The organism is Pseudochelatococcus sp. (assembly GCF_050946405.1).
Taxonomy (GTDB): Bacteria; Pseudomonadota; Alphaproteobacteria; order Rhizobiales; family Beijerinckiaceae; genus Pseudochelatococcus.
Genome location: NZ_JBMNUS010000004.1, coordinates 239,836 through 266,802, shown reverse-complemented (window position 1 = coordinate 266,802; position 26,967 = coordinate 239,836). Strand labels below are relative to the sequence as shown.

At 66.8% G+C, this 26,967-nt stretch carries 20 protein-coding genes and 1 pseudogene; 18 read left to right on the top strand and 3 right to left on the bottom strand.

The window, feature by feature from the left end; genetic code table 11:
* The first annotated feature begins 5 nt into the window (after window positions 1-5).
* From ACOYJQ_RS09015 to ACOYJQ_RS08935, 17 genes and pseudogenes are all read left to right on the top strand, one after another.
* Entirely contained in the window at window positions 6-1,328 is a 1,323-nt protein-coding gene (locus ACOYJQ_RS09015; RefSeq protein WP_433457790.1) for a 3-hydroxyacyl-CoA dehydrogenase NAD-binding domain-containing protein, read from the top strand.
* On the top strand, window positions 1,328-2,104 hold the full coding sequence (locus ACOYJQ_RS09010; protein WP_433457860.1) for an enoyl-CoA hydratase-related protein: 777 nt from the start codon (window positions 1,328-1,330) through the stop codon (window positions 2,102-2,104). Before ACOYJQ_RS09015 ends, ACOYJQ_RS09010 begins: the two co-directional genes overlap by 1 nt.
* 32 nt (window positions 2,105-2,136) lie before the next feature.
* Window positions 2,137-3,366: pseudogene (locus ACOYJQ_RS09005) on the top strand (acyl-CoA dehydrogenase family protein); the annotation flags it as partial.
* A gap of 83 nt (window positions 3,367-3,449) precedes the next feature.
* Complete coding sequence (locus tag ACOYJQ_RS09000; protein WP_433457789.1) at window positions 3,450-4,223, top strand: SDR family NAD(P)-dependent oxidoreductase; 774 nt, start codon at window positions 3,450-3,452, stop codon at window positions 4,221-4,223.
* Window positions 4,224-4,230: 7 nt separating this feature from the next.
* Window positions 4,231-5,055 carry an SDR family oxidoreductase gene (locus ACOYJQ_RS08995; protein ID WP_433457787.1) on the top strand — a complete coding sequence of 275 codons (825 nt, stop codon included), beginning with the start codon at window positions 4,231-4,233 and terminating at the stop codon, window positions 5,053-5,055.
* A 40-nt stretch (window positions 5,056-5,095) separates the two neighbouring features.
* Window positions 5,096-6,298 (top strand): acetyl-CoA C-acyltransferase, encoded by a 1,203-nt coding sequence (locus tag ACOYJQ_RS08990; RefSeq protein WP_433457786.1) that lies wholly within the window; start codon window positions 5,096-5,098, stop codon window positions 6,296-6,298.
* Window positions 6,299-6,328: 30 nt separating this feature from the next.
* On the top strand, window positions 6,329-7,516 hold the full coding sequence (locus ACOYJQ_RS08985; protein ID WP_433457784.1) for an acyl-CoA dehydrogenase family protein: 1,188 nt from the start codon (window positions 6,329-6,331) through the stop codon (window positions 7,514-7,516).
* A 3-nt stretch (window positions 7,517-7,519) separates the two neighbouring features.
* The gene (locus ACOYJQ_RS08980) at window positions 7,520-8,590 is read left to right on the top strand and encodes an acyl-CoA dehydrogenase family protein (protein WP_433457782.1); all 1,071 of its coding nucleotides are present in this window, start codon (window positions 7,520-7,522) and stop codon (window positions 8,588-8,590) included.
* Window positions 8,591-8,797: 207 nt separating this feature from the next.
* A complete protein-coding gene (locus tag ACOYJQ_RS08975) occupies window positions 8,798-9,532 on the top strand; it encodes a GntR family transcriptional regulator (RefSeq protein WP_433457781.1) in 735 nt (244 codons plus the stop codon).
* 356 nt (window positions 9,533-9,888) lie between these two features.
* Window positions 9,889-10,917 carry an ABC transporter ATP-binding protein gene (locus ACOYJQ_RS08970; RefSeq protein ID WP_433457780.1) on the top strand — a complete coding sequence of 343 codons (1,029 nt, stop codon included), beginning with the start codon at window positions 9,889-9,891 and terminating at the stop codon, window positions 10,915-10,917.
* Window positions 10,914-11,921, top strand: coding sequence for an ABC transporter ATP-binding protein (locus ACOYJQ_RS08965; protein ID WP_433457778.1), 1,008 nt, complete (start codon window positions 10,914-10,916; stop codon window positions 11,919-11,921). The genes ACOYJQ_RS08970 and ACOYJQ_RS08965 overlap by 4 nt, the downstream gene beginning before the upstream one ends.
* Before the next feature lie 41 nt (window positions 11,922-11,962).
* Window positions 11,963-13,549 carry an ABC transporter substrate-binding protein gene (locus ACOYJQ_RS08960; protein WP_433457776.1) on the top strand — a complete coding sequence of 529 codons (1,587 nt, stop codon included), beginning with the start codon at window positions 11,963-11,965 and terminating at the stop codon, window positions 13,547-13,549.
* A 41-nt stretch (window positions 13,550-13,590) separates the two neighbouring features.
* Window positions 13,591-14,550: an ABC transporter permease gene (locus tag ACOYJQ_RS08955; protein ID WP_433457774.1), complete on the top strand. Its 960-nt coding sequence runs from the start codon at window positions 13,591-13,593 to the stop codon at window positions 14,548-14,550.
* Entirely contained in the window at window positions 14,547-15,416 is an 870-nt protein-coding gene (locus ACOYJQ_RS08950) for an ABC transporter permease (protein ID WP_433457772.1), read from the top strand. Before ACOYJQ_RS08955 ends, ACOYJQ_RS08950 begins: the two co-directional genes overlap by 4 nt.
* 85 nt (window positions 15,417-15,501) lie before the next feature.
* Entirely contained in the window at window positions 15,502-17,211 is a 1,710-nt protein-coding gene (locus tag ACOYJQ_RS08945) for an AMP-binding protein (protein ID WP_433457770.1), read from the top strand.
* Window positions 17,212-17,251: 40 nt separating this feature from the next.
* A complete protein-coding gene (locus ACOYJQ_RS08940) occupies window positions 17,252-18,184 on the top strand; it encodes a hypothetical protein (RefSeq protein ID WP_433457768.1) in 933 nt (310 codons plus the stop codon).
* Window positions 18,181-19,206, top strand: a complete 1,026-nt coding sequence (locus tag ACOYJQ_RS08935; RefSeq protein WP_433457767.1) for an NAD(P)H-dependent flavin oxidoreductase — start codon at window positions 18,181-18,183, stop codon at window positions 19,204-19,206. The genes ACOYJQ_RS08940 and ACOYJQ_RS08935 overlap by 4 nt, the downstream gene beginning before the upstream one ends.
* Before the next feature lie 22 nt (window positions 19,207-19,228).
* Here the strand turns inward: ACOYJQ_RS08935 and ACOYJQ_RS08930 are convergent, their stop codons facing one another.
* The 3 genes from ACOYJQ_RS08930 to ACOYJQ_RS08920 all read right to left on the bottom strand — a co-directional run bounded on the left by ACOYJQ_RS08930 (window position 19,229) and on the right by ACOYJQ_RS08920 (window position 23,236).
* The gene (locus ACOYJQ_RS08930; protein ID WP_433457766.1) at window positions 19,229-19,984 is read right to left on the bottom strand and encodes a tyrosine-protein phosphatase; all 756 of its coding nucleotides are present in this window, start codon (window positions 19,982-19,984) and stop codon (window positions 19,229-19,231) included.
* Window positions 19,985-20,021: 37 nt separating this feature from the next.
* The gene (locus ACOYJQ_RS08925) at window positions 20,022-22,355 is read right to left on the bottom strand and encodes a CoA transferase (RefSeq protein ID WP_433457764.1); all 2,334 of its coding nucleotides are present in this window, start codon (window positions 22,353-22,355) and stop codon (window positions 20,022-20,024) included.
* Between the two features lie 194 nt (window positions 22,356-22,549).
* On the bottom strand, window positions 22,550-23,236 hold the full coding sequence (locus ACOYJQ_RS08920) for a TetR/AcrR family transcriptional regulator (RefSeq protein ID WP_433457762.1): 687 nt from the start codon (window positions 23,234-23,236) through the stop codon (window positions 22,550-22,552).
* Between the two features lie 419 nt (window positions 23,237-23,655).
* Here ACOYJQ_RS08920 and ACOYJQ_RS08915 point away from each other — a divergent pair, with 419 nt between their 5' ends.
* On the top strand, window positions 23,656-26,967 hold the full coding sequence (locus ACOYJQ_RS08915) for a carboxyl transferase domain-containing protein (protein ID WP_433457760.1): 3,312 nt from the start codon (window positions 23,656-23,658) through the stop codon (window positions 26,965-26,967).

Here is a 26,967-nt window from a genome sequence, read left to right as displayed (position 1 = left end):
GGACAATGCATAATTCTTTGAGCAAGCTGGCTCCTGCCGACTACGTGGCCGAGGCGACGCGACGGGCGGGTCAGGTCGACGGGCTGGACCCTGCGGGCAGGCTGCGGCCGCTCGACAGCGTGGGCATCATCGGCGCGGGAACCATGGGCGGCGGCATCGCCATGAACTTCGCCACGGCGGGCATTCCCGTCGTGATCGTGGAGACGCGGCAGGAGGCGCTGGAGCGTGGCCTCGCCACCGTGCGGCGCAACTACCGGAACAGCGCGGACAAAGGCCGGTTCCCGCAGGAGGAGGTGGAAAAGCGCATGGCGCGCATTTCCGCCTCGCTGGAACTCGAGGCGCTGGCCGGCTGCGATCTGGTGATCGAGGCGGTGTATGAAAACCTCGATCTCAAGAAGCAGATCTTTGCGCGTCTCGATGCGATCGTGAAGCCGGGCGCGATCCTCGCCACCAATACTTCCGCGCTGGATGTCGATGCGATCGCTTCCGCGACGGGCCGGCCCGAAGACGTGATCGGGCTGCATTTCTTCTCGCCCGCGAACGTGATGAAGCTTCTGGAGATCGTGCGGGCGGAGCATACGCAGGACGATGTTGTCGCCACGAGCATGGATCTCGCCCGCCGCATCGGCAAGATCGCCGTGCTGGTGGGCGTCTGCCACGGTTTCGTCGGCAACCGCATGCTCGCCGCCCGCCGCGAGCAGGCCAACAAGCTCCTGTTCAAGGGGCTCGCCCCATGGGACATCGACGAGGCGATCGTCGGCTTCGGTTTCAAGATGGGGCCTTATCAGATGTCCGACCTCGCGGGGCTGGATATCGGCTGGTCGAGCGGCGCGAAGACCGGCAATCCCATCCGCGACGCGCTTTGCGAGCTGGACCGGCGCGGCCAGAAAACCGGTGCGGGTTATTATGACTATGACGCCGGCCGCAACCGCTTGCCTTCCGAAGTGGCCGCGCGGGTGATCCGCGAGGTGACGGGAGCCGAACCCGCGTCGCTGCCGGCGGAAGAGATCGTCGAGCGGCTGATGGCGCCGATGATCAACGAGGCGTTCAGGATCCTTGAGGAAAACAAGGCGCAAAGGCCCTCGGACATCGATGTGGTCTGGCTGAACGGCTATGGCTTCCCGCCCGGGCGGGGCGGTCCGATGTACTACGCCGATCAGCTCGGCGCCGCGCGCATTCTCGCCCGCATGGAGGAACTGGCGGCGGAGGACCCGGCTTTCGCGCCGGCCGCCACCTTGCGCCGGCTGGCCACGGAGGGCGGCTCGTTCCTCGATCTCGATCTGGGCGGGTTGCGCACCGGCGGCAAGAGGCAAGGGGAGACGGCATGATGACGCTGGAATTTTGCACCACCCGCCGGGAAGATCGCGTCCTCGTCGTCACCATGAACCGGCCCGAGGTTTACAATGCGATGCATGCGCCCATGCATCATGAGTTGTCGCGCATCTGGGACGACTTCGCCGCCGACGCGGATCTGTGGGTGGCGGTGTTGACGGGAGCGGGCGACAAGGCGTTTTCGGCCGGCAACGATCTCAAATACACGGCGCAGGGCGGCACGATGAAGCCCCCCGCGACCGGCTTTGCGGGCCTGTCGACCCGGCTTGATCTGGAAAAGCCGATCATTGCGGCCGTCAACGGTTTCGCCATGGGGGGCGGTTTCGAAACCGCGTTGTGCTGCGACATCGTGCTGGCCGCCGAAACCGCGCGTTTCGCCCTGCCGGAGGTCAAGGTGGGCTTTTTCGCCGCCGCGGGCGGAATCCAGCGTCTGAGCCGCCAGATCGGCCGCAAGGCGGCGGTCGAGATGATCCTGACCGGGCGCCATGTCGGCGCGGAGGAGGGCGCGCGTCTGGGATTCGTCAACGAGGTGCTGCCGGTGGACCGGCTGATGGATCGCGCCATGGCGGTGGCCCGCGAGGTCGCTTCCGTGTCGCCGTCCTCGGTGCGGGCGTCCCTGCGGGTGCTGCGGGCGATGGACGATCTCGACAATCTGCGCGCGAGCCTCCTCTACAGCCGCCAGGTCATGGCCGAGCTGCGCGAGACGGAGGATTTCCGCGAGGGCGTTTCCGCCTTTGTCGAGAAGCGCAAGCCCGAGTGGAAGAACAGATGAAAAATAGACGATCGGTGCGGGAGGAAGCGTGAATGACAAGTGCCAATATGAATGATTTGCTGAATAATCTGTCGATGTCCGAAAGCGCGCGGCCGCTGCTGAACAGGGTGGTCGAGCATGTCCGCAACCATTGTGATCCCGCTTACGAGGAATATGAGCGTCTGGGCCGCGGGCGCGCAGAGCGGTTTTCCTATGCTCCCGGCCAGCTCGACGTGCTCGACAAGCTGAAGGGCCTGGCAAAGGCTTCGGGACTGTGGAATTTCTTCCTGCCCAACGCAGAGACGGGCGAGGGCCTGTCCAATCTGGACTATGCCTATATCGCGTTCGAACTGGGCAAGAACCCGCTGGCCTCGCAATCGCTGAACTGCTCCGCGCCCGACACGGGCAACATGGAAGTGCTGGAGCGCGTCGGCACGCCGGAGCAGAAGGAACGCTGGCTCAAGCCGCTGCTCGCCGGCGAGATCCGTTCGGCCTTCGCCATGACCGAGCCGGACATGGCGTCGTCCGACGCGCGCAACATTTCCGCCAGCGCCGTGCTTGAGAACGGCGAATGGGTCATCAACGGCGAGAAATATTACATTTCGGGCGCCGGGGACCCGCGTTGCAAGATCATGATCGTGATGGTCAAGACCTCGCCCGACGCCGAGCCGTTCCGCCAGCAAAGCCAGATTCTGGTGCCGATGGACACGCCCGGCGTCGAGATCCTGGGGCCGATGTGCGTATTCGGGCATGACGACGCGCCGCATGGCCATATGCACCTTCGCTTCACCAACGTGCGCGTGCCCGAGGAAAACATTCTGCTGGGCGAGGGCAGGGGCTTCGAGATCAGCCAGTTGCGGCTGGGGCCGGGGCGGATTCACCATTGCATGCGCTCGATCGGCGCGGCCGAGAAGGCGCTGGATCTGATGATCGCGCGCGGCCTCTCGCGCGAGGCGTTCGGCAAGAAGATCATCGATCTGGGCAAGAACATGGAGACGATCAGCCGCGCGCGGATCGAGATCGAGGCCATGCGGCTCATGGTGTTGAAGGCGGCGCGCGCCATGGACCTGCTGGGCAACAAGGAAGCGCGGGTCTGGGTGTCGATGATCAAGGCCATGGTGCCCGAGAAATGTTGCCAGATCATCGATCAGGCGATCCAGATCCATGGCGCGACCGGCGTCAGCCAATGGACCGACCTGCCGGAGATGTACATGAAGCAGCGCACGCTGCGGCTGGCGGACGGCCCCGACGAGGTTCACCACGCCGTCGTCGCCCGCGCCGAGCGCAAGGCTTTCGAAAGCTCGAACGAGCGCCGCAACGCGACAGCCGCGCGCCGCAGCGCCGGCATCTTCGAGGGGCCGTGATCATGTCGGATCTGTTCAATCTGGAAGGCAAGGCGGCGCTGCTGACGGGCGCCTCGCGGGGAATGGGCAAGGAAATGGCGCTGGCGCTGGCGAAGCACGGCGCCACCGTGGTGATCTCGGCGCGCAAGCCGGAGCCGCTGGAGGCAGCGGCGGCCGAAATCAACGACGCTTGCGGCGCCGTGCGCGCCCATGCCGTCGCCGCCAACGCCGGGCGCCCGGAGGAACTGCAACTGCTGGTCGAGCGCGCCCGCGCCCTGGCGGGGCCGATCGACATCCTGATCGGCAATGCCGGCGTGAACGTTCATTACGGGCCGATATCGGAAATTCCCGACGACGCCTATCAGAAGATCATGCAGACCAACGTGCAGGCCAATCTCTGGCTTGCCCGCCTCGTGGTGCCCGACATGGTGGCGCGCGGCTGCGGCTCGATGATCTTCACCTCCAGCGTCGGCGCGCTGAAGCCTTCGCCGACACTCGGCGCCTACGGCATCTCGAAGCTGGCGCTGATCGGGCTCGTGCGCAATCTCGCGCTGGAATACGGGCCACAGGGCGTGCGCGCCAACGCGATCTGTCCGGGCGTGGTCAAGACGGATTTCGCCCGCGCGCTGTGGGATTCGCCCGAGGGCGAGGAGCGCGCCCGCACGCAGGTGCCCCTGCGCCGCTTCGGAGAGCCGCGGGATTTCGCCGGCGTGGCGGTGTTCCTCGCCTCCAGCGCCAGCAGCTTCATGACCGGGCAGGCGCTGACGCTGTGCGGCGGAACCAACATGTGGAGCTAGGACCGCCATGGAAGTTGCGGGTCGGGAGTTTGCAAATCGGGAGTTTGCAGGCTGGGAGTTTGCAGGCCGGGTAGCGGTGGTCACGGGCGCGGCGGGCGGCATCGGCCGTTCGCTCACCCTCCTGCTCGCCCGAAGCGGCGCGGCGCGGGTGGTCTGCGCCGACATCGACGCCGAGGGCGCCGCGCGCACTGCCGCGGAGATCGGCGGCATCGGCGTGGGCGCCGACATGGCGCGGGACGACGATATCCGGCGTCTGATCGACGAGGCGGAAAGCCGGGCCGGCCCCGTCGATCTTTTCTGCGGCAACGCCGGCATCATCCGCCGCGGCGGCGAGGAAGTGCCGGATGCGGACTGGCAACTTTCGTGGGATGTCAACGTGATGGCCCATGTGCGCGCCGCCCGTCATCTGGTGCCGCGCATGCGCAGCCGCGGCGGCGGCCACTTCCTCATCACGGCTTCGGCAGCCGGGCTGCTGAACCAGGTCGGCGCGGCCTCCTATGCGGTGACGAAGCATGCCGCCGTCGGTTTCGCGGAGTGGCTGGCGCTGACCTATGGCGACGACGGCATCGGCGTCACCATCCTCTGCCCGCAGGCGGTGCGCACCGGCATGACGGCCGGGCGCACGCCGGGCGTCGCCAGCATCGACGGCATGATGGAGCCCGACGATGTGGCCGAGAGCGGCTTGCAGGCCGTGCGTGAGGGGCGCTTCCTCGCGCTGCCCCATGCCGAGGTCGCCGGCTACATGCTCCGCAAGGCGGAAAATTATGATCGCTGGATTGGCGGCATGCGCAAGCTCAACCGCCGGTTCATGCCCCGGCAGGCGGGCGCATGACCGGGACCGGCGGCAGGAAAAAATCAGGGAGGAAAAAACAGTGCGTGAGGCGTTGATCGTTTCCACGGCGCGTACCCCGATCGGCAAGGCCTTTCGCGGCGCGTTCAACAACACGCAGGCGCAGGAGCTGATCGGCCATGCCGTGCGCCATGCCGTTCAGCGCGCCGGGCTCGAAGGCGGCGAGATCGAGGATTGCATCGTCGGCTGCGCGATCCAGCAGGGCTCGACGGGGAGCAACATCGGCCGTCAGGCGGTGATCCGGGCCGGGTTGCCGACCTCGGTCGCGGGCATGTCGATGGATCGCCAGTGCGCAAGCGGCATGATGGCCATCGCCACCGCCGCCAAGCAGGTGGTGCATGACGGCATGCGGATCGCCGTCGGCGGCGGCGTCGAATCCATCAGTCTCGTGCAGAACCAGAACCTGCGTCAGGATCGCCGGACCGATCCCTGGATCGTCGAGAACCGCCCGGACCTTTACATGACCATGCTGGAAACCGCCGAGGTCGTCGCCGACCGCTACGGCATTTCCCGCGAGGAGCAGGACGATTACGCGCTGCGGTCGCAGCGGCGCACCGCCGCCGCGCAGGAGGCCGGGCGCTTCGACGACGAGATCGTGCCGCTGACCGGCACCATGGCGGTCGTCGACAAGCAGACGGGCGCGGTTTCGTATCGCGAGGTCACGCTGGCGAAGGATGAGGGCAACCGTCCGGGCACGACGCGCGAGGATCTGGCCGCGCTGGCGCCGGTGTTCAGGAACGGCCTGCGCGTCGGCGAAGGGCGGCACATCACCGCCGGCAACGCCTCGCAATTGTCCGATGGCGCTTCGGCCTGCGTGGTCATGGAGGCCGGCGAGGCCGCGCGCCGGGGGCTCGCGCCGCTGGGGCGCTATGTGGGCGTGATGGCGGCAGGGCTCGACCCGGACGAGATGGGCATCGGCCCCGTCCTCGCCGTGCCGCGCCTGCTGAAGGCGCACGGGCTGACCATGGACGACATCGGCCTGTGGGAGCTGAACGAGGCCTTCGCGTGCCAGGTGATCTATTCGGCCCGCAAGCTGGGCATCCCGGACGAGCTGCTGAACGTGAACGGCGGGGCGATCTCGATCGGCCATCCCTACGGCATGTCGGGTGCGCGGATGGTCGGCCACGCGCTGATCGAGGGCAAGCGGCGGGGAGCGAAATACGTCGTCTGCACGATGTGCGTGGGCGGCGGCATGGGAGCCGCCGGCCTTTTCGAAGTGCTCTGATCGCCTGTCGGGCCTGAGGGGAAACGGGATATGGATCTGTCCTTCACGGAAGAAGAACTGGCTTTCCGCAGCGAGGTTCGGGATTTTCTCGAAACGCAGCTTCCCGCGCATATCCGCGCCGCCGTGCGGGCGGGCGGCGAGCTGCCGCGCGCAATTCATCAGGAATGGCATGAGATCCTCGGCCGCAAGGGCTGGCACGGCACCACCTGGCCGAAGGAATACGGCGGGCCGGGCTGGACGCCCGTGCAGCGCTACATCTTCGATGTGGAATGCAACCGCGTCCATGCGCCGCGCATCGTGCCCTTCGGGCCCAACATGCTGGGGCCGGTCATCCAGAAGTTCGGCACCGAGCGCCAGAAGGCGGAGATCCTGCCCCGCATTCTCTCGGGAGAAGACTGGTGGGCGCAGGGCTATTCCGAGCCGGGGGCCGGCTCGGATCTGGCCAGCCTGACCACGCGCGCCGAACGCGACGGCGATCATTACGTCGTCAACGGTCAGAAAACCTGGACCACGCTCGGCCAGCACGCCAACAGGATCTTCTGCCTCGTGCGCACCGGACAGGGCGGCAAGCCGCAGGAGGGCATCAGCTTCCTGCTCATCGACATCGCCGCTCCGGGCGTGGAGGTGCGTCCGATCCGCCTTATCGAAGGCGGGCATGAGGTCAACGAGGTCTTTTTCGACAATGTGCGCGTGCCCGTCGAAAACCTCGTCGGCGAGGAAAACAACGGCTGGACCATCGCGAAATTCCTGCTGACGCACGAGCGGACCGGCATCGCGGGCGTGGGCGCTTCCATGCAGGCGCTGGAGGAGCTGAAGGCGCTGGCGCGCAGGGTCAGGCGTCGCGGCAGGCCGCTGATCGAGGATCCGCTGTTCGCGGCGCGAATCGCGCGGGTCGAGATCGATCTGGAGGCGCTGAAGATCACCAACCTGCGGATGCTGTTTCAGGCGCGCAAGCAGGGCCAGCCGGGGCCGGAAACCTCCCTGCTCAAGATCAAGGGCAGCCAGATCGGGCAGGAGCTGCGCGATCTCGCCCGCCGGGCGCTCGGCCCGCTGGCGGCGCCGTTTCCGGGGCAGGTCACGGAAACCAATCTGGTGTTCGGGCCGGCGGATTCCGGGAACAACGCCGCGACCTATTTCAACTATCGGAAAGCGTCTATCTACGGCGGATCGAACGAGATCCAGCGCAATATCCTGACCAAGACCATGCTGGGGCTTTGAACGATGAATTTCGACCTGACCGAAGACCGCCGGATGCTCGCGGATACGCTCACCCGATATCTGTCGGACAATTACGCGATCAAGGCCCGCAACGAGATCGCCTATGCCGCGCCCTTCCACGATCCGGCCGGATGGCGGCGGATGGCGGAACTCGGGATCGTGGGCGGACTGGTGCCGGAGGAAGCGGGCGGGCTCGGCGGCGCCGGCTTCGATATCGTCGTCGTGTTCGAGGTTCTGGGCCGCCATCTCTGCCCGGAACCGTTTCTGGGCGCGCTGCTCGCCAGCCGGCTGCTGTCGGCGGCCGGCGAGGACCAGTCGGCGCTGATCGACGGTTCGTGCCGCTACGCCGTGGGGCTGGACGAAATCGACGCTCCCTACGGCCTGGAAGGAATGCGTGCCGGCGCCTGGCGCGACGGTGACGGCTATCGCGTGAGCGGACGCAAATGCGCGGCCTACGGCGCCAACGACGCCGATGTCCTGCTGGTGGCGGCGCTGCTGGAGGGCAAGCCCGCGCTTTTCCGGGTGGAGAACGCCGCGACGCGTGTCGTCGGCTACGGCATGATCGACGGCGGCGGCGCTGCCGAGATCCTGCTCGACGAGAGCCCCGCGACCCTGCTGATCGCGGATGCGGGTGAGGCGGTGGATGGGGCCGTGCAGGCAGGGCAACTGGCGCTCTGCGCCGAGGCCGTCGGCGCGATGGGGGCGGCCTACGATCTGCTGCTGGACTATCTCGGAACGCGCAGGCAGTTCGGAACCACCATCGGCAGCTTTCAGGCCATCCAGCACCGCACGGTCGATTTGTTGACCGAGATAGAGCAGGCCCGCTCCATCACCATCGCCGCCGCGGCCGAGCTTGACGGGCCGCGCGGGGCGCTGACCGTCGCCATGGCCAAGAATCTGATCGGCCGCGCGGCGCGGCTGGTGGCCGAGGAGACGATCCAGTTGCAAGGAGGTATCGCGATGACGTGGGAATATGCGGCCGCGCACTACGCCAAGCGGCTCGTCATGCTCGATCACCAGTTGGGGGATACCGATCATTGCCTCGGAGTCGTCATGGATACCTATGCCGCCTGACATGCCGGTGAGAGCCCGGCTCTTGTTCTGACCGGGCCACGGCCGGACGCGCGCCGCAGCGAGCCGTAGGGAGCCCTGCGGGGAAGAAGGAAGAGAGCGTTTCAGGAAAATTGTTAACAGTAGTCTATTGACACAATGGTCGATCCACGCGATGTTGTGACCGCTTCATCGCGTGGACGGGCGCGTGCTCAAACTGTGGAAATTTGAATGAACGGCTCCAACCCTATCGCCGCCCCAAACCTGATTCAGAGTTCTCTGATCCAGGGGCCTCGCACGATTCCGCAGCAGATCGCCGATGCCTGCGGCATGATGATCATCGACGGTCATTTCGCGCCGGGGCAGCACATGGTGGAGCAGCAGATCGCCGAGCAGTTCGGTGTCAGTCGCGGTCCGGTGCGCGAGGCGTTCCGCATCTTGCAGGGGCGGCATCTGCTGGAGATCGCGCCGCGAAAGGGGGCCTATGTGCTGCCGGTGTCGATCGACTCGGTGCGGGATCTCTTCAACGTGCGCATCGCGCTGGCCTGTCTCGCCGTGCGGACGGTTTGCGAGAATCCGCCGGATGAGCAGACCCTGTTTCATCTGCGGGACCGGGTGCAGCGCCTTGAGGAAATGGCGGAGAATCCCGACTGCGACCATGTTCCCTTCGCCTTCGGGGTGTCGCGCGCCGTTCATGCGCTTGTTCGCGGCAGCGGCAATCGTCTCGTTCTGCGCATGATGCAGGAGCTGAGCGAGCAAACCATCTGGACCACGATCTGGAAAAAGCCGCTGGACTATGACGGCGTCGAGGTTCGGCGCGAGCGGGCGGGGCAGTTCCGGGTGGTTTCGCGGAATGTCGAGGCGCGCAGGGGTGATGCAGCCGAAATCAATCTGCGTCTTGCGCTCGAAAGCAGCCGCGATCGCGCGCTCGAGGTGTTGCGCGCGCAAGCCTTCGGCGTCGCCTGAGAGCTGATGGCTTCGCCTTGTCCGGTTGCAGGCGATTGTCATTGAAAGGCTTGCACGCATTTTGTTCCGTTCTTGCCATCGATAGGCCGATTTTGCCTATGATTGTCTACAGTCTATATCTTTTCATCGGATGACTGTTGACAATAATGACGCTTGGTGATTTCTTTCTTTTATGTCGCGGCGTTTTGGGGGCGCTGCGGCAGGGGAGGGAGAAAAACAATGCGATATTCAGTGCGCGGGACTTCGTGCCCGCTGCGCCAGGCCCTTACCGGCAGCAACGCCTGCAACGGGGGGTGCGCCTGCACCGGCGGATCTTCCAGGGCTTGTCTCCGGTCGCATCCTGCGGAGGGGCGGCAATGGCAAACCACGTTCATTTGAGGCCGGTCGCGCCGCCCGTGGCGGCCGGCGCCAATGAGCTCTTGCTCCGTGTCGAGGGGGTGAGCATCGCTTTCGGCGACGTGCAGATCACCCGGGACGTGTCGTTCTCCATCGCGCGCGGCGAGCGTGTCGGCCTTGTCGGCGAGAGCGGCTGCGGCAAGTCGGTGACGGGCCTTTCCCTGCTCCGGTTGCTGCCGCACGGGGTGCGGCTGGGCGGCAGGATGATCTTCGAGGGCGAGGACATCCTGACGATGTCGCCGGCGCGGCTGCGCCAGATGCGCGGCAACCGGATGGCGATGGTCTTTCAGGAGCCGATGAGCGCGCTCGATCCCGTATTCACCATCGGCGACCAGATCGGCGAGGCGCTTCGCCTGCATCGCAGGATGACCCGTCGCGAGTGCAGGGAGGCGGTGATTCAGGCGCTGCGCGACGTGGGCATTCCCGCCCCCGAGCGGCGCTATGACGAATATCCGCATCAGCTTTCGGGCGGCATGCGCCAGCGGGCGATGATCGCCATGGCGCTGATCTGCCGTCCGAAACTGCTGATCGCGGATGAGCCGACCACAGCGCTGGACGTGACGATCCAGGCCCAGATCATGGATCTGCTGTGCCGGCTCAGCGAGGAAGTGGGCACCGCCCTGCTGTTCATCACCCATGATCTCGGTGTCGTCGCCGAGACCTGCACGCGGATGCTGACCATGTATGCCGGCCAGATCGTCGAGGACGGCCCGGTGGACGACGTGCTGCTCAGGCCGCGGCATCCCTATACGTCGGGCCTGCTGCGCTCCCTGCCGCGGCTGAACCAGAAGCGGGGCGAACTGGCCTTCATTCCGGGGCGGGTGCCCGCGCCGGCGCACATGCCCGAAGGATGCCGGTTTCGCGCCCGCTGCGGCTTTGATGTTTCCGGTTGCGAGGCGCCGCAGGTGCTGGAGTCCTTTGCCGCGGGCGAACGGCATGTGCGTTGCTGGCGCAGCCGGGAACTTGAACTGGAAGGAGCAGTCGGATGACGGAAAGCGCAGCGCAACCCGCCGGCCGGCCCGTGGTCGAGGTCAAGGGACTGAAGATCCGCTTCCCCTCGCTCGGCGGGACGGAGACGGTCAAGGCCGTGGATGGCGTCGATTTCACCATCATGCCCGGCGAAACCTTCGGCATCATCGGCGAATCCGGCTCGGGCAAGACCACTATCGGCCGGGCGCTGGCCGGCCTGCTGCCCGCCACCGAGGGCGACATCCTCTATGAGGGCGACGACCTCCGCAAGCTCACGCGTAACCAGTACCGGCACCGGCGCCAGCGCTATCAGATCATCTTTCAGGACCCGAACGCGGCGCTCAATCCGCGCATGACCATTCTCGACAGCCTGCTGGAGCCGATGATCATCCAGGGCGGGCTGTCGCAGGAGGAGATGCGCCACAAGGCCCATGAGTCGCTCGATCGCGCCGGCCTGCGCGCCGATCTCGCCGCCCGCTACCCGCATCAGCTTTCGGGCGGGCAGAAGCAGCGGGTCAATATCGCGCGCATCCTTCCGCTGGCGCCGAAACTCGTGGTCTGCGATGAGGTCGTGGCTGCGCTGGACGTCTCGATACGGGGCGAGATTCTCAATCTCTTCAATAGCATGCAGAAGGAATTCGGCCTGTCCTATGCGTTCATCGCGCATGACATCTCCGTCGTGGCCCACGTCAGCGACCGGGTCGCCGTGACCTATCTGGGCCGGTTCATGGAGATGGGGCCGACCGAGGACGTCATTCACCGTCCGCTGCATCCCTATACGGTCGCGCTGCTTTCGGCCGAGCCGGTTCCGCTGCCGCGCCATATGCGGACGTCGCGCAGGATCGAGCTGAAAGGCGAGATTCCAAGTCCCGTTTCGCCGCCGAGCGGTTGCCGGTTCCGCACCCGTTGCCCTTATGCGGCAGCGCGGTGCGAACGGGAAGTCCCCGCGTGGCAGGAAATGCGTCCGGGACATTTCGTCTCCTGCCATTTCGCCGGCTCGGAGACGTTTACGGCGCCGGCGTAGCGCAAACGCCCGCCGTCAATAATCAAAGGGAGGAAAAAACAATGACTTTATCCAGGGATGACAAGATCGAACTCGCCAGGCTGCTGCCGGACATGCGCCGGCGCATGTTTCTGATCGGCATAGCCGCCGCCGCGACGGTCGGCGTGACGGGGCTGCCCGCGCGCGGGAATGCGCAGGCGGCGAGCGGCCGCCTTCGGGTGGCGTCGCTCGCCAACCCCTCGAGCCTCGACCCGGCGACCGGCGGGGCGGGCTCCGACCACGTATCGCTCTACAATTTCTACGACACGCTGGTGGACTTGGACCCGGATACGCTTTCGGCGAAGCCCGGTCTGGCGCGCAGCTTCGTGTTCAGCGATCCGGCGACGCTGGTTCTGGATCTTCAGGAGGGCGTGACGTTCCATGACGGCACGCCGCTGGATGCCGAAGCGGTCAAGTTCAACCTCGATCGCAACCGCTCCGCGCAGGTGTCGAACATTCGCGGAGACCTCGCCAGCGTCGAGAGCGTGGAAGCGAGCGGCCCGCTTCAGGTCACGCTGCGGCTCAAGCAGCCCGACGCCGCGCTGCCGCTGATCCTCTCGGACCGCGCCGGAATGATGGTGTCGCCGACGGCGCTCAAGGCGGCCGCCGACGGCCGCGTCGATCGGGCGCCGGTCGGGGCGGGGCCGTGGAAATTCGTGAGCTGGACCGACGGAGAGCGCATCGTGGCCGAGGCCCATGCGGGCTATTGGCAGGAGAATCTTCCCGGCGTGCGCCAGCTCGAACTGACCATCATCCCCGAGGCTTCGACGCGCCTGCGCGCCGTGCAGTCGGGGCAGGTGGACATCGCCTATCAGATATCGGAGCGCCAGCTCCCGATGGTCGAGCGCAATCCCAATCTCGTTCTGAAAAGCAGCCCGACGCTCTACAATTATCTCCTGTATCTGAACTGCTCGCGGGGGCCGCTCAAGGATGTGCGGGTTCGTCAGGCCATGAATCTGGCCGTCGACCGCGAGGCTTACGTCTTCGCCACCCAGGCGGGCGTCGGCGAGGTGGCGCGGATGAACCTGCCCAAGTCGCACTGGGCCTATTCCGCCGACGCGGAGGAATTCACCGTCCACGATCCCGACCGCGCCCGCGCCCTGATGGCGGAAGCCGGTTTCGCGAACGGGATCGAGCTCGACTTCCGCGGTTTCCCGGATCAGGCCCATGTCCAGCGTCAGGAGGTGGTGCTCAGCCAGCTCGCCAAGATCGGCGTGCGCGGCCGCTTCACCAACGCCCCCATCGCCGAAGCCTCGGGCCGCTTCTTCGGCGAGGAGAAACTCGGCGACGTGCATCTTTCGGCCTGGACCGGCCGCCCGGACCCGACACTCACCTACGCGCTGCTCTATTCGAAGGATTCCTACTTCAATTCGGGCCGCGTTCCTCCGCCGGCGGGCTTTGACGAGGCGATCGCGGCCAGCCGCTCTTCCTCCGATCAGGCCGAGCGCGCGAAGGCGCTGGCGACGGTGCAGCGGCTGGCGATGGAGGCGGCGATGACCATTCCGCTCTCGTTCCGCTCCGAGGTCGACGCCGTGGCCAGGAACGTGCGCGACCATCAGGCCAATCTGTTGGGCAAGCCGAAGTTCCGTCAAGTGACCTTTGCCGGATGACGGGCGCTTCCCTGATGTGATCAAGAACGATCGAGGTCGTCATGCTGAACAAGACACAGCGCCGGATGGTCGTCAGCCGGTCGCTGCAAGCCATCCCCGTTCTCATCCTCGCGACGTTCATGGTGTTCACGCTGATGCAGCTTCTGCCGGGGGATGTCGCCATCACCCTGGCGGGAGAGAACGCCACGGCCGAACGCATCGCCGAGATCAGGACGCTTTACGGATTGGACCGGCCTTTTCTGGTGCAATACTTCTCATGGTTGGGGAAAGCGATTCAGGGCGACCTCTCACTCTCGCTGCTTTCCGGCGAGGCCGTGCTGGATACGGTCATGCGCGTGTTTCCCAACACGCTCTTCATCGTCTTTTATGCGATCGCGCTCTCGGTCGCGGTCGGCGTGCCGCTGGGTATCCTCGCGGCCAGCCGTCCGCGCTCGCGGATCGACGGTTTCGTGATGACGATGTCGTCGATCGGCATCGCCCTGCCGAACTTCTGGATCGCCATGATCTTCGTCGCCGCCTTCGCCATCAGCCGGCCGTGGTTTCCGGCGACGGGTTTCGTCTCGCCCTTCGACGATCTGGGCCAGGCGATCCTGCATTCGACGCTGCCGGCGGTCGCTCTCGCCTCGACGGGCATTGCCGAGGTGGCGCGCCAGTTGCGCAGTTCGCTGACGGAGATCCTCTCCTCGCAATATGTCCGCACCCTGCATGCCAAGGGCCTGCCGCCGTCAGTCATCCTGTGGAAGCACGGATTGCGCAATGTCAGCGTCAACCTGCTCACGGTCATCAGCCTGCTCGTGAACCGCACGCTGGCGGCGACCGTGGTCGTCGAGGTGGTGTTCGCCATCCCCGGCATGGGAAATTCAATCGTCAACGCCGCGCTTCAGAGGGATTTCCCGGTGGTTCAGGGAATCGTTCTGGTGATGGTGATCACCGTGATCCTGGTGAATCTCATCACGGACATGCTCTACAGCGTCCTTGACCCGAGGATCAGCCAGAAATGACCAACCTCAACATGACCGGAAGCAGGCCGGGCGCCGCCCGGGTGGTGACGCGCTGGCTGTTCCGCGACCTGCGCACGCCGCTGAGCGCGCTCGTGCTGGTCGTCATCGTCGGTTGCTCGCTGCTCGCGCCCTGGATCGCTCCTTACGATCCGACCGCGCAAAACTACATGGCGATCCTCGAGCCCGCCAGCAGCACCTATCTGCTGGGAACGGACGACCTGGGGCGCGACATTTTCAGCCGCCTCGTCTACGGCGCATCCGCGTCGATATACGCTTCCTTCCTCGCGGTCGGCGTGGCCGCGATCCTCGGGATTCCGGTCGGGCTCATCGCGGGCTATGTCGGCGGGCGGCTCGATGCCGTCATCAGCCGGATCATCGACACGTTCCTCTCCTTTCCCTCGATCGTTCTCGCCATCGCGGTGACGGGGGTGCTGGGGATCGGCCTGACGAACGCGATGATCTCGGTCGGCATCGTCTTCGCGCCGCAGCTTGCCCGTCTGGTCCGCGCGCGCACGCTTGTGCTGCGGCAGGAGCTTTATGTCGACGCCGCGCGCTGCTTCGGGGCGACCACCAGCCGCATTCTCCTGCGCCATGTGCTGCCCAACGCCATTCAGCCGGTTCTGGTGCAGATGACGCTGCTGATGGCGGTGGCCCTGCTGGCGGAGGCCAGCCTGAGCTTCCTCGGGCTGGGGATGCAGCCGCCGGATTCGAGCTGGGGATCGATGCTCGCCCGCGCCTATCTCTACATCGAGATGGAGCCGGCCCAGATGTATGCGCCGGGTCTGGCCATTCTGGCGACCGCGCTGGCCTTCAACAGCCTGGGAGAATCGCTGCGCGAGGCGCTCGATCCGACTGCGCGCGAGTAGCGCCGCTTTCCGCCGTGAGCGGGCGGCGCCTGATATCCCTACCTGAAACATCGCCGGAATCCCCGGCGCATTCGGAGATGATCCGATGATCGACGAGAGTGCTTATCTCGATGAACTGGCCCGCATCCGCGCGAGAACGTGGCCGGGATCGGTGCCGAGCGAAGTGCGTTATCCGCTGGGCGAGCGCCCGCTGAGCGACTACCTGCGCCACTGGGGCGAGGCGCGCGGCGATGCGGCGGCCATCATCTATTACGGCCGCGAGATCAGCTATCGCGAGCTGGACGGCAACAGCGAGCGTTTCGCCAATGTGCTCAAGGGGCTGGGCATCGCAAAGGGCGACCGCGTGGCGGTGTTCCTGCCCAACTGCCCGCAGTTCCATTTCGCGTTCTTCGGCATCCTGAAGCTCGGTGCGATCCACGTGCCCATCAGCCCGCTGTCGCGGGAATATGAATTGTCGTACCAGCTCAGGGACGCCGGCGCGACGGTTCTCGTTACGCTCGACAGCCTGATGCCGGTCGTCAGGGGCGTGCGGGACGAGGTTCCCCTGAAGGCGGTGTTCGCGACCGGCCTGTCGCAGATGCTGCCGGAGCATCCCACGCTTCCGGTGCCGTCCGCCGTGGCCGCAGCGCCGCAGGAATGCCCGGACGCGGAGGACTTCCTCGCCGCCATCCGATCGGCGTCGGCGGAACGTTGCACGGGCGCGGACCTCGATTCGATCGCAGCGCTGAACTATACGGGCGGCACGACGGGAATGCCCAAGGGCTGCATCCACACGCAGCGCGACATGGTGTTCACGGGCGCCGCGAACTGGTCGGTCGCCATGCAGGGCGACGAGAGCATCGTCTGGCTGTCGTACTTCCCGGAGTTCTGGATCGCAGGCGAGAATGCCGCGCTCATCTTCCCGGTGATCACCGGGCGGCCGCTGGTGCTGATGACCCGCTGGGATCCCCAAGCGCTACTGGAGGCGATCGCCCGCTATCGCGTCACCCATATGGCGCTGATGGTGGATGGCGCGGTCGAACTGATGGAGCATCCGGGTTTCGACAGGTTCGATCTTTCGTCGCTGCGCAGGGTGCGGGTGACGTCCTTCGTCAAGAAGCTGAACGTCGGCTATCGCGAGCGCTGGTTCGCGCTGACCGGCGTCACGCTGACGGAATCCTCGTGGGGGATGACCGAAACCCATACCTCGAACACGTTCACGACCGGCATGCAGGATGACGATTTCGACCTGAAGGTGCAGCCGGTTTTTGTCGGGATGCCGATTCCGGGAACGGATTTCAAGATCTGCGATTTCGACACCGGCGCGATCCTGCCGCTGGATGCCGAAGGTGAAATCGTCGTGCGCACGCCGGCCCTGTTCAAGGGTTACTGGAACAAGCCCGAAGAGACGGCGGCCGCGCTGCGGGACGGGTGGCTGTACACCGGCGATATCGGCGTGATCGACGGTCTGGGCTTCCTGCACTATCTCGGCCGGCGCAAGGAGATGCTCAAGGTCAAGGGCATGAGCGTGTTTCCGGCCGAACTTGAGGCGCTGATCGGCAAGCATCCGGCAGTGGCGGGATCGGGCGTGATCGGCCGGGAGGCCGAGGACAAGGGGCAGGTGCCGGTGGCCTTCGTCCAGCTCAAGCCCGAACATGTGGGCGAGGTCAGTGCCGGGGACATCGACCGCTGGCTGCGCGATCACGTCGCGGCGTTCAAGGTGCCCGAGGTGCATCTGATCGACGCGCTGCCCATGACCCCGACCGGCAAGGTGAAGAAGACGGAGCTGGCGCCGCTGCTCGACGCAGCGGATTGAACAATGCCGCCGGGCCGACGTACACAGGGAGATTTCCACCATGACCGCATTTTTCGATACGCCGATAGAGGAGGCGGGCAACGAGCTGAAAGGCCCGTTCCGCGCGCCCCGTCAGATGCTCGGTTCGCAAAGCTATGACGGCCACGCCTCCATTCACGATGACGCCACCGCGCAGAAACTGGGCTTTCGCGGCGGGACCATAGAAGGCCCGACCCATTTCAGCCAGTTCGACCCGCTGGCGGCGCGGCTTTTCGGTGAAGACTGGTTCGAGAGCGGATGCATTTCGTCGCATTTCCGCAATCCGGTTTTCGAGGGCGACAAGGTGCGCGCCATCGTCTCGCTCCCGGAAACGCACCTGCAACGCGCCGCGATCCGCATGGAGCGCGAGGACGGGCTGGAAGTGTTGCGCGGAACGATATCGGTGGGGCCGGACCATCCCCCGTCGGCGCTGGACGAGCGGCTCGCCGGATTGGCGCCGCTCGAAGGCGCGCGGATTCTCGCCGATGTCGGCATCGGGATGCGGACGCCGCGCCGTCGCATCGGCATGGATTTCGACCAGCACATGGGTGAGCTTTATCCGTTCACCCTCGCGCAGAAGCTGGAGCGGATCACCGAGCCGTCGCCGCTTTACCGGGAGGGCGCGGGGCGCTGGACGAAGCCGGTGATCCCGTTCGAGATGCTCAGCGTGCTGTTCTGCCATATCAACAAGCGCGATCCCTTCCCGGTGCGTGGCCCGGTGGTGGGGCTGTTCGCCGATCAGGAAATACGCCTGTTGCGCGGGCCGCTGCATGTCGGGCAGGTCTACGACATCGAGCGCGAGGTCGTGGCGCTGTCGGGCAGCCGGCGCACGGAAAGCATGTGGGTGCGTTCGACCGTCTATGACGTGGGCGGCACGGAGCCGCTCGCCTCGATGCTGCTCAACCAGGCGAGCCTGAAGGCATCCTATTCCGGTTATGACGAGGCCAGTTCATGACACTCTTTTCCAATCGCTTCACGCAGCTCTTCGGTATCGATCATCCGGTGGTGCAGGGGGGCATGCAATGGGTCAGCAAGGCGGAGCTGGTGGCGGCGGTCGCCAATGCGGGCGCGCTCGGCTTCCTCTCGGCGCTGACGCAGCCCACGCCCGAGGCGCTGGCCGGCGAAATCCGCCGCTGCCGCGCGATGACCGACAAGCCCTTCGGCGTCAACCTCACCATGCTGCCGGCCATCAACCCGCCGCCCTATGCGGAATATCGCGATGCGATCATCTCCGAGGGGGTGAAGATCGTCGAGACCGCCGGCAATCGCCCGGCCGAGCATCTGCCGGCCCTGAAGGCCGCCGGCGTGAAGGTGATCCACAAATGCACCTCCGTCCGCCATGCCCTCTCGGCGGAGCGCATGGGCGTCGACGCGATCTCGATCGACGGCTTCGAATGCGCCGGGCATCCGGGCGAGGACGATATTCCCGGTCTCGTGCTGGTGCCGGCGGCGGCGCGGGCGCTGCGGATTCCGATGGTCGCCTCGGGCGGATTCGCCGATGGCCGCGGGCTCGTGGCGGCGCTGGCGCTGGGGGCGGATGGGATCAACATGGGCACCCGCTTCCTGTGCACCGCCGAGGCGCCGGTTCATGAGGCGGTCAAGGCGCGGATCGTGGCGAGCGACGAGCGCGAAACCGATCTGATCTTCCGCAGCCTGCGCAATACCTCGCGCGTTTCGCGCAACCGCGTCAGCGCCGAGGTGCTGGAGCGGGAGGCGGCCGGCGCGGACTTCGACCAGATCCGCGATCTGGTCTCGGGCCAGCGCGGGCGCAAGGTCTACGAAACCGGCGACACGGACTACGGCATCTGGTCTGTCGGCATGGTGCAGGGGCTGATCGACGACGTGCCGACGGTGGCGGAGCTGGTCGGGCGCATCATGGGAGAGGCGAGCGATATCGTTTCCAGCCGCCTGACGGGTCTGCTGGGCGATTGCGCCGGCGACAAGGCCGTCGCCAGGGTAGTTGCGGTGTCTCGCTGATGCCGGCAGGCCCGGCGGCGCCTCATTCCGCCGGGCCGCTCAGCCGCCGGCGCAGCCGTTCGCGCAGGGCGGGGCCGACCCCGATCCGGGCGATGTATCCGTCGATGCCGCCGTGCTCGTCGCGTATCCGGTCCAGCACCCGTTGCATGGCGTCTGGCGGCGTCGAGAGCAGCGCCGCGACATGCTCGGGCCGTCGGCCCCGCGCCGCGGCCGTCTCGCGCAGGCGGCGCAGAAGCGGCTCCGCGAGCGTCGAGGTCAGCGTATAGTCGGCCACGATGGCGTCGTCCCCGACGCCGACCATGCCCAGCAGGAAAGCGGCTATCAGCCCCGTGCGGTCCTTGCCCGCCGTGCAGTGGAACAGCAGCGGGGCGTCGTCGGCCTCCGCGATCGCCGTCAGCACGCCGGCGATCGCCGCGCCGCACTGCGCGATCGCGTCCAGATAGCGTTGTCCCAGATCGAAATCCTGCGCGGCCATCGCCATGTTGATGGGGGCGAGCGCCGAGAACAGCGGAATCCGCAAACAGGTGAATCCGGGTTCGTCGACCAGCCTGCCGGGCTGATACGCCGCTTCCTGCTGGCTGCGCAGATCGATGACGGTGCGCAGGCCGATCCCGCGCAACCGGTCGACGTCCTGCTCGGTCAGCGCATGCAGGCCGTCGGAGCGGAGCAGCCTTCGCCAGGCTGTCGCGCCGCCGCGGCCGGTCGGATAGCCGCCGAGGTCACGCAGGTTATGCGCGCCGGCGAGTGGGATCTGGCGCGTCGGCGCGACTGTGTTCATGCCCTATTCCGCCTCGTCGAAGGTGTGCGGACCGGCTTCAGCCGGCGCCGCGCAGGCTTGTGGGTTCCAGACTCACGACGCCGCTCGAAACGGCATCGTAGAAGGATTCGTCGCTTTCGCCCAGCAGGCCGGTCATCACCGCGCTGGTATCGGCGCCCAGCAGCGGGGCCACTCCCCGCAAGGGCATCCGCCGCCCGTCCACCAGCATGGCGAGCGCGCATTGCCGCTGGTGCCCGATATGGGGCCGCTCCGTGTCGTGAAAGAAGCCGCGCGCCTCAAGGTGCGGGTCGGTCATCGCGTCTTCCGGCGAGAGCACGGGAGCGGCGACGATGCCGGCGTCTTGCAGGTCGCGGGCGGCGCTTGCGGCGTCGCGGCTGCTTACCCATTCCGCGAGGGCGGCGTCGATCTCCGGTTCGTGGCGTCGCCGGGCCTCGACCGTGCCGTATTCTTCCCCGAGCCATTCCCGACGCCCGAGAAGTTCCGCCAGCGCCGCGAAGGCGCTGTCCGTTTCGGCGGCGACGGCGATCCAGCAATCCTCGCCCGCCGCCCGGTAGATACCATGCGGCACCATATGGGTGTGGCGATTGCCGATCCGGGGCGGCTCCTTCCCCGTCGCGCCGCGCGCCAGCACGGCGTTGGCCGTGAAGGGCAGGAGGCATTCCACCTGACTGAGGTTCATCCACTGGCCGTGCCCCGTGCGGCGGCGATGATACAGCCCGGCCAGCAGCGCCGCGGCGCCGTAAAGCCCGCCGACGGGGTCGCCGTAGGCGATATGCCCCATCACCGGCGGCTCGCCTTCCTCGCCGCGAAAACGGGGCATGCCGGCCGCCTGTTCCAGCGTGGAGCCGTAGGCGCGCGTATCTGACCACACGTTGCCCGCGCCGAAGGCCGACATGGAGACCATCACGAGATCGTCGCGCTCGCGGCTCAGGTCCTGCCAGCCGAGCCCCAGACGGTCGATGACCCCGGAAGCATGGTTCTCGATCACGGCGTCGCTGAGCGCGGCGAGCTTGCGCGCCAGCGCAAGCCCCTGCGGCGTGGTCAGATCGAAGCTGACGCTTTTCTTGCCGCGATTGAGCGCGGCGAAACGGCGGCTGGTTTCATATTGCTTGCCGGCAATGGCCTCCGGCGTCCATTGCGTGGCGCGCCACCAGTCGGGATAGCGCCCCGCCTCGATCTTGATCACCTCCGCGCCCAGATCGGACAGCATGCGCGTCGCCAGCGGCCCGGCCCATCCCATCGAGAAATCCGCGATGCGGATGCCGTCGAGCGGCGCTTCCCCGGCGGTTTCCGGCGTCGCGCGCGAGGACATGCCGTCGCCGGGAACGCCATCGCCGGGAGCACAGGCGCGGATCGGTGAAGCGGGGGCGAGAAGCGTGCCGCAGGCGGCCCGCACCGGCGCCAGCGAGCCGCGGGCACGGAAGACGGGATGCTCCAGTATGGCGGCGGCGTCGGGAACATCCACGATGGGAATGCGCATGTCGCGGCCGAGCCGCGCCCATTCGCCGGACGTGCGCGCGAGCAGGGCGGCGTCGATCTCCGCTTCCAGCTCCCCGGCGCGGAGCGCGCGCAGATGGATGGTGGCAAGGTCCGGGTCCCGCGCCAGATCGGGCCGGTCGATCAGCGCGCAGAAGCCATGCCATTGCGCCGGCGTGAGCAGCGTCAGCCCGAGCCAGCCTTCCTTGCACCTGTGGATGCTGAGCGGACAGGTGGGCGAGAAGCGGTTGATGCCGAGCCGCGGCGTGGGGCGGTTGAGAAAGCGCACGTCGGCCGCCTGCAACTCGCCGAGAACCATGGCGGCTTCAAGAATGCTGACCTCGAACGCCATGGGCTTCCGGTCCGCGAGCAGCAAGGTCAGCGCCGCCGAAACCGCCGTTGCCCCGCCGACCAGCGCCGATTGCAGATCGCCCAACTGGCGCGGCGGCCCTTCCATGGGGCCGGCGGGATAGATCGCGCCGCTCAGCGCCTGAATGGCGATGTCCGCGCCGCGCCAGTTCGCATAGGGGCCGGCCGTGCCGAACCACGAGAGCCGCACCGTGCCGTGGCGCAAGGCGATGGCGGGAGGCGGGCCGTCGAAATCCTCGCCGAGAATCAGCAGATCGGCGCTGCGCCCGTCGTGTTCGGGAGAGGCGGCGATCGTCTTGCCGCCGTTCAGCCAGGCATGGATCAGCCCTTCCGTCTCCGGCGCTTCGGGCAGCTCGCGCCGCCGCCGCAAGGGATCGCCCGACGCGGGCTCCACGCGCGTTACCGCGGCCCCAAGGTCGGCCAGCAGCCTGCCGCACCATGCGCCAGCGACCCCGCCGGCCATCTCGACGACCTCGATGCCGCTCAATGGCGCGGCATGGCCCCGACTCTCCGTCGCTTCCGACATTTGGCATTCCTCCCCCGAAAGCCGGTATTTTCCGGCCGTCGCTTCCCATTCTTCGTTATGCGAGATAGGGGGAAAGCTTAGACTGACATATGTCAGGATTCAAGCGCGAAAAAGGACAGCCGTGTTTCGACGACACGGAAGGGCCGGAAAGCGGACAGCCGCCCCGGCGCCGTTCGTGCTGTTGGAACGGGATGTCAGGTAGAGGGCGGCTCGCCCTGGGCCTTGAGGTGCTCCAGCATGGCCGTTACGCCGGCTGCGATGGTGCCGGCCATGAGTTCCTCGTCGATGTCGCGCTGAACCCAGTCTCGCATCGGCCCGAAAGCGGTGAGGAAGATGATGAGGTTTGCGACGATCTCGGGGCGTTTGTCGTCGGCCGGCAGGCCGGTTCTCTCGCGCAGATGGCGGGCGAGCAGGGTGATCAGCCGCGTATCGTGCGCCCGCATGGCCTTCCTGTCGTCGCTTTGCAGGTGCGGAATGGAGCGATAGGCCAGGAGCGTGCCCTTGCGCTTGATGCGCCAGGTATCGCGGAAATAGCTGGTGAGGATATCCTCGAAATCGGCGTCCCCGAAGGCTTCGAGCCGTTCGGGCAGGGTCGGCACATCCGGGCGGAACCAGAGCTGGTTCAGCAGGCGGCGCAGGATGTCGTTCTTGTTCTCGATATAGTCGTAGATGCTGGCCTGATTGACGCCCGACCGCGCGCAGATGTCGCGAATCGTCGTCGAGGCGATGCCCTTCTCAAGAAAAAGCTCCAGCGCCGCATCGCAAATCTGCGCCCGGCGCGTCTGGATCAACTGCTCGTTCTTGACGCCACTGACTTCCGGCTTGACGAGGATCTCGATCGGCGACGCATTGACGGAAACGTCTTCCTTGTCAGCAGGCAACCCGGCTCTCCCGCACCTCGAACGATTTCCCGTCACGGTAACAGACGCGGCAATCCGCGACAAGTTGAGCGGTTGCGAAATCGCCGCCGCCGTCCCGCGCCCGCAGCCTGTTTCCCGCTTGACCGGGGGTGTCAATCAAACTAACCTGACATTTGTCAGTAAATAAGAAGCGCCGGCCGCGAGAGCGTTATGCCGGCGCCCGCCAGGGGAAAGAGCTGGCAGGGGAGGGCATGGATGAGGAACCGCGTCCGGGTGCGTCCCGGAAACGGAGTCCTTGTTCCTTGCGGCCTGACGGCGGTCCCGGATCGGTGATCGCGCGGGCGGCGAGGCGGTTCTCTCCGGTGTTCAGGTCAATCGAGCGGGTGGCGGTTTCCGGGATGGAGGAGATCTGTGATGATGTGTGAGCGGCGGAGACTGGCATGAGCACGACGCCCATCAAGAAGCTGCTTGTGGCCAACCGCGGCGAGATCGCGCTGCGCATTTTTCGTACTGCGTCCGAACTGGGCATCGGGACTGCGGCGATCTGCGCCACCGACGACAGCGACAGTCCGCATGTCCGTGGCGCCGATTGCAAGGTGGTGCTGCCGGGGCGGGGCGTGCGCGCCTATCTCGACATCGACGCGGTGCTGAATGCGGCGGTCGAAACCGGCGCCGACGCCATTCACCCCGGCTATGGCTTCCTTGCCGAAAATGCCGGCTTCGCCCGCCGTGCGGAGGAGCGCGGCCTGCGTTTCATCGGCCCGCGGCCGGACGCGCTGGCGCTGCTGGGCGACAAGATCGCCGCGAAGGCGCTGGCCCGTGAGCTGGGCGTGCCCGTGATCGGCGGCACCACGGACCCGACCGGGCTGGACGAGGCGCGCGCCTTCTTCGACACGCTGCCCGAGGGAACGGCGATGCTCGTCAAGGCGGTCGCCGGGGGCGGCGGGCGCGGCATGCGCGTGGTTCACACGGCGGGGGAAGTCGCGGAAGCCTGGCGGCGCTGCCGCTCCGAAGCGGAGGCGGCGTTCGGCGATCCCGGCGTCTATGTCGAGCATTTCCTGCCGAGAGCCCGCCATATCGAGGTGCAGGTGCTGGGCGACGGCACCGGCGCTTGCGTGCATTTCGGCGAGCGGGAATGCACCCTGCAACGCCGCCACCAGAAAGTGGTCGAACTGGCGCCGAGCCCCTCGCTGAGCGAGGAGGAGCGCGAGCGCCTGACCGAGCGGGCGCTCAGGCTGGCGCGGAATGTGAACTACCGCTCGCTGGGAACGTTCGAGTTCCTGATGGCGGTCGATGCCCGCGAGGGCGAGAACCTGTTCTTCATCGAGGCGAACCCGCGCATCCAGGTCGAGCATACCGTCACCGAGGAGGTTTACGGGCAGGATCTTGTCGCGTTGCAGCTTGCGGTCGCGGAGGGCCGCCGCCTGTCCGATCTGGGGCTGGCGGACCAGGCGGCGCTGAAACCTCGCGGCCGGGCGATCCAGTTGCGCGTCAACATGGAACGGATGGATGCGGCGGGCGACGCCGTGCCGACGGGTGGCATCGTCGACATCTACGAACCGCCCACCGGCCCCGGCATTCGCGTCGACGGCTTCGCCCGCTCCGGCTACCGGACATCGACCAGCTACGACAGCCTGCTGGCGAAGCTGATCGTGCATACCCGTTCCCCGGACTACGAAACCGCCCTGCGCAAGGCGGGGCAGGCGCTCGGCGAGTTCCGCATCACGGGGCTGGAGACCAATATTCCCTGGCTGCGCGCGCTGCTCTCGCAGCCCGAGGTGCATGACAACGACATCACGACCCGCTTCATCGAGCAACGCGCCGCCCGTCTGGCGGAATCCACTTCGACGTTCGCCCCGGTCGAGGAGCCCGGCGCCCGTTCATCGCAGGCCGCCGCCCATCGCCCGGCGGAAGAACTGGCGGAGGGGCTCGAGGCGGTGCGCGCGCCGATGCAGTCGACCGTGCTGACCATCCTGACGGCGGAGGGAGAAGCGGTCAGCGCCGGCCAGCAGCTCGCCATTCTCGAAGCCATGAAGATGGAGCACGTGATCGTCGCGCCGTGCGGCGGCCGGGTGGCGGGGCTGTTTGCCGCCGAGGGCGAGACGGTGATGACGGGCGAGCTCATTCTCGCCGTCGAACCCGGCGAAGGCGCGGGCGACGCCGTGACCGGGCCGGAGGAGATCGATCTCGACCGCATTCGCGACGACCTGCGGGAAATCGAGCAGCGCCGGGCGTTCGCCCGCGACGGCGTCCGCGCCGGGTTCGTCGACAAGCGCCACGCGCGCGGCCAGCAATCGGCGCGCGAGAATCTGGCGCAAGTCTGCGATCCGGGCACCTTCATCGAATACGGCGAGTTCGCCATCGCCGCCCAGCGGCAGCGCCGTTCCATGGAGGACCTGATCCGCAACACCACCGGCGACGGCATGCTGACCGGCATCGGCGCGGTCAACGGCGATGCGTTCGGGCAGGAGCTGGCGCGCTGCGCCTTCGCCGTCGGCGATTACGGCGTCCTTGCCGGCACGCAGGGCCAGCGCCACCACCGCAAGCTGGACCGGATCTTCCACGTCGCGGGCGAGTGGAATCTGCCCGTCGTGCTTTTCGCCGAAGGCGGCGGCGGCCGGCCGGGCGACACCGAGCGCCACACCTATGCCGGCATCTCGAACGGCACTTTCAGCCGTTTCGCCAGTCTCAGCGGCCAGGTGCCGCTGGTCGGCGTGGTCTCCGGGCGCTGCTTCGCGGGCAACGCCGCCCTGCTCGGCTGCTGCGACGTCATCATCGCGCATGAGAACAGCAACATCGGCATGGCCGGCCCGGCGATGATCGAGGGCGGGGGGCTCGGCGTCTATCCGCCCGAAGCCATCGGCCCGATTGATGTTCAGGCCGGTAACGGCGTGGTGGATATCCGCGTCAAGGACGAGGCCGAAGCCTGCCGCATGGTGCGCAAGTACCTGTCCTACTTTCAGGGGCCGGTCGATGACTGGGAGGCTCCCGATCAGCGCAGGCTGCGCCATGTGGTGCCGGAGAACCGGCTGCGGGTCTACGAGATGCGCGATGCGCTGGAGACCATCGCCGACGTCGGCTCGGTGCTGGAGCTGCGGCGCGATTTCGGCGTCGGCATCATCACCGCCTTCATCCGCGTCGAGGGCAAGCCCTTCGGCGTGCTCGCCAACAATCCCAAGCATCTGGGCGGGGCGATCGACGCGCCGGCGGCGGACAAGGCGGCGCATTTCGTCCAGTTGTGCGACGCCTTCGACATTCCCATCCTGTCGTTGTGCGACACGCCCGGCTTCATGGTGGGTCCCGAGGCGGAGAAGACCGGCCTCGTGCGCCATGTCTGCCGCATGTTCGTCACCGGCCGCTCGATCACGGTGCCGCTCTTCGCCGTCGTGCTGCGCAAGTTCTACGGGCTCGGCGCGCAGGCCATGGTCGCCGGCGGCACCTACGACAACTTCTTCACCGTTTCGTGGCCGACCGGGGAATTCGGCCCCATGGGCCTTGAGGGCGCGGTGCGGCTCGGTTTCCGGCGCGAGCTGGACGAGCTTGACGATCCGCGGGAGAAGCAGGCGCTCTACGACCGGTTGCTGGCGGACTATCGCGAGCAGGGCAAGGCGATTTCCGTGGCTTCGACACTGGAGATCGATGCCGTGATCGACCCGGTGGAGACGCGCAACTGGATCGCGTCGGGCCTGCGGTCGGTCAGGCTGCGCCCGCCGCTTTCGGGGCGCAAGCGGCCTTTCGTCGATAGCTGGTAA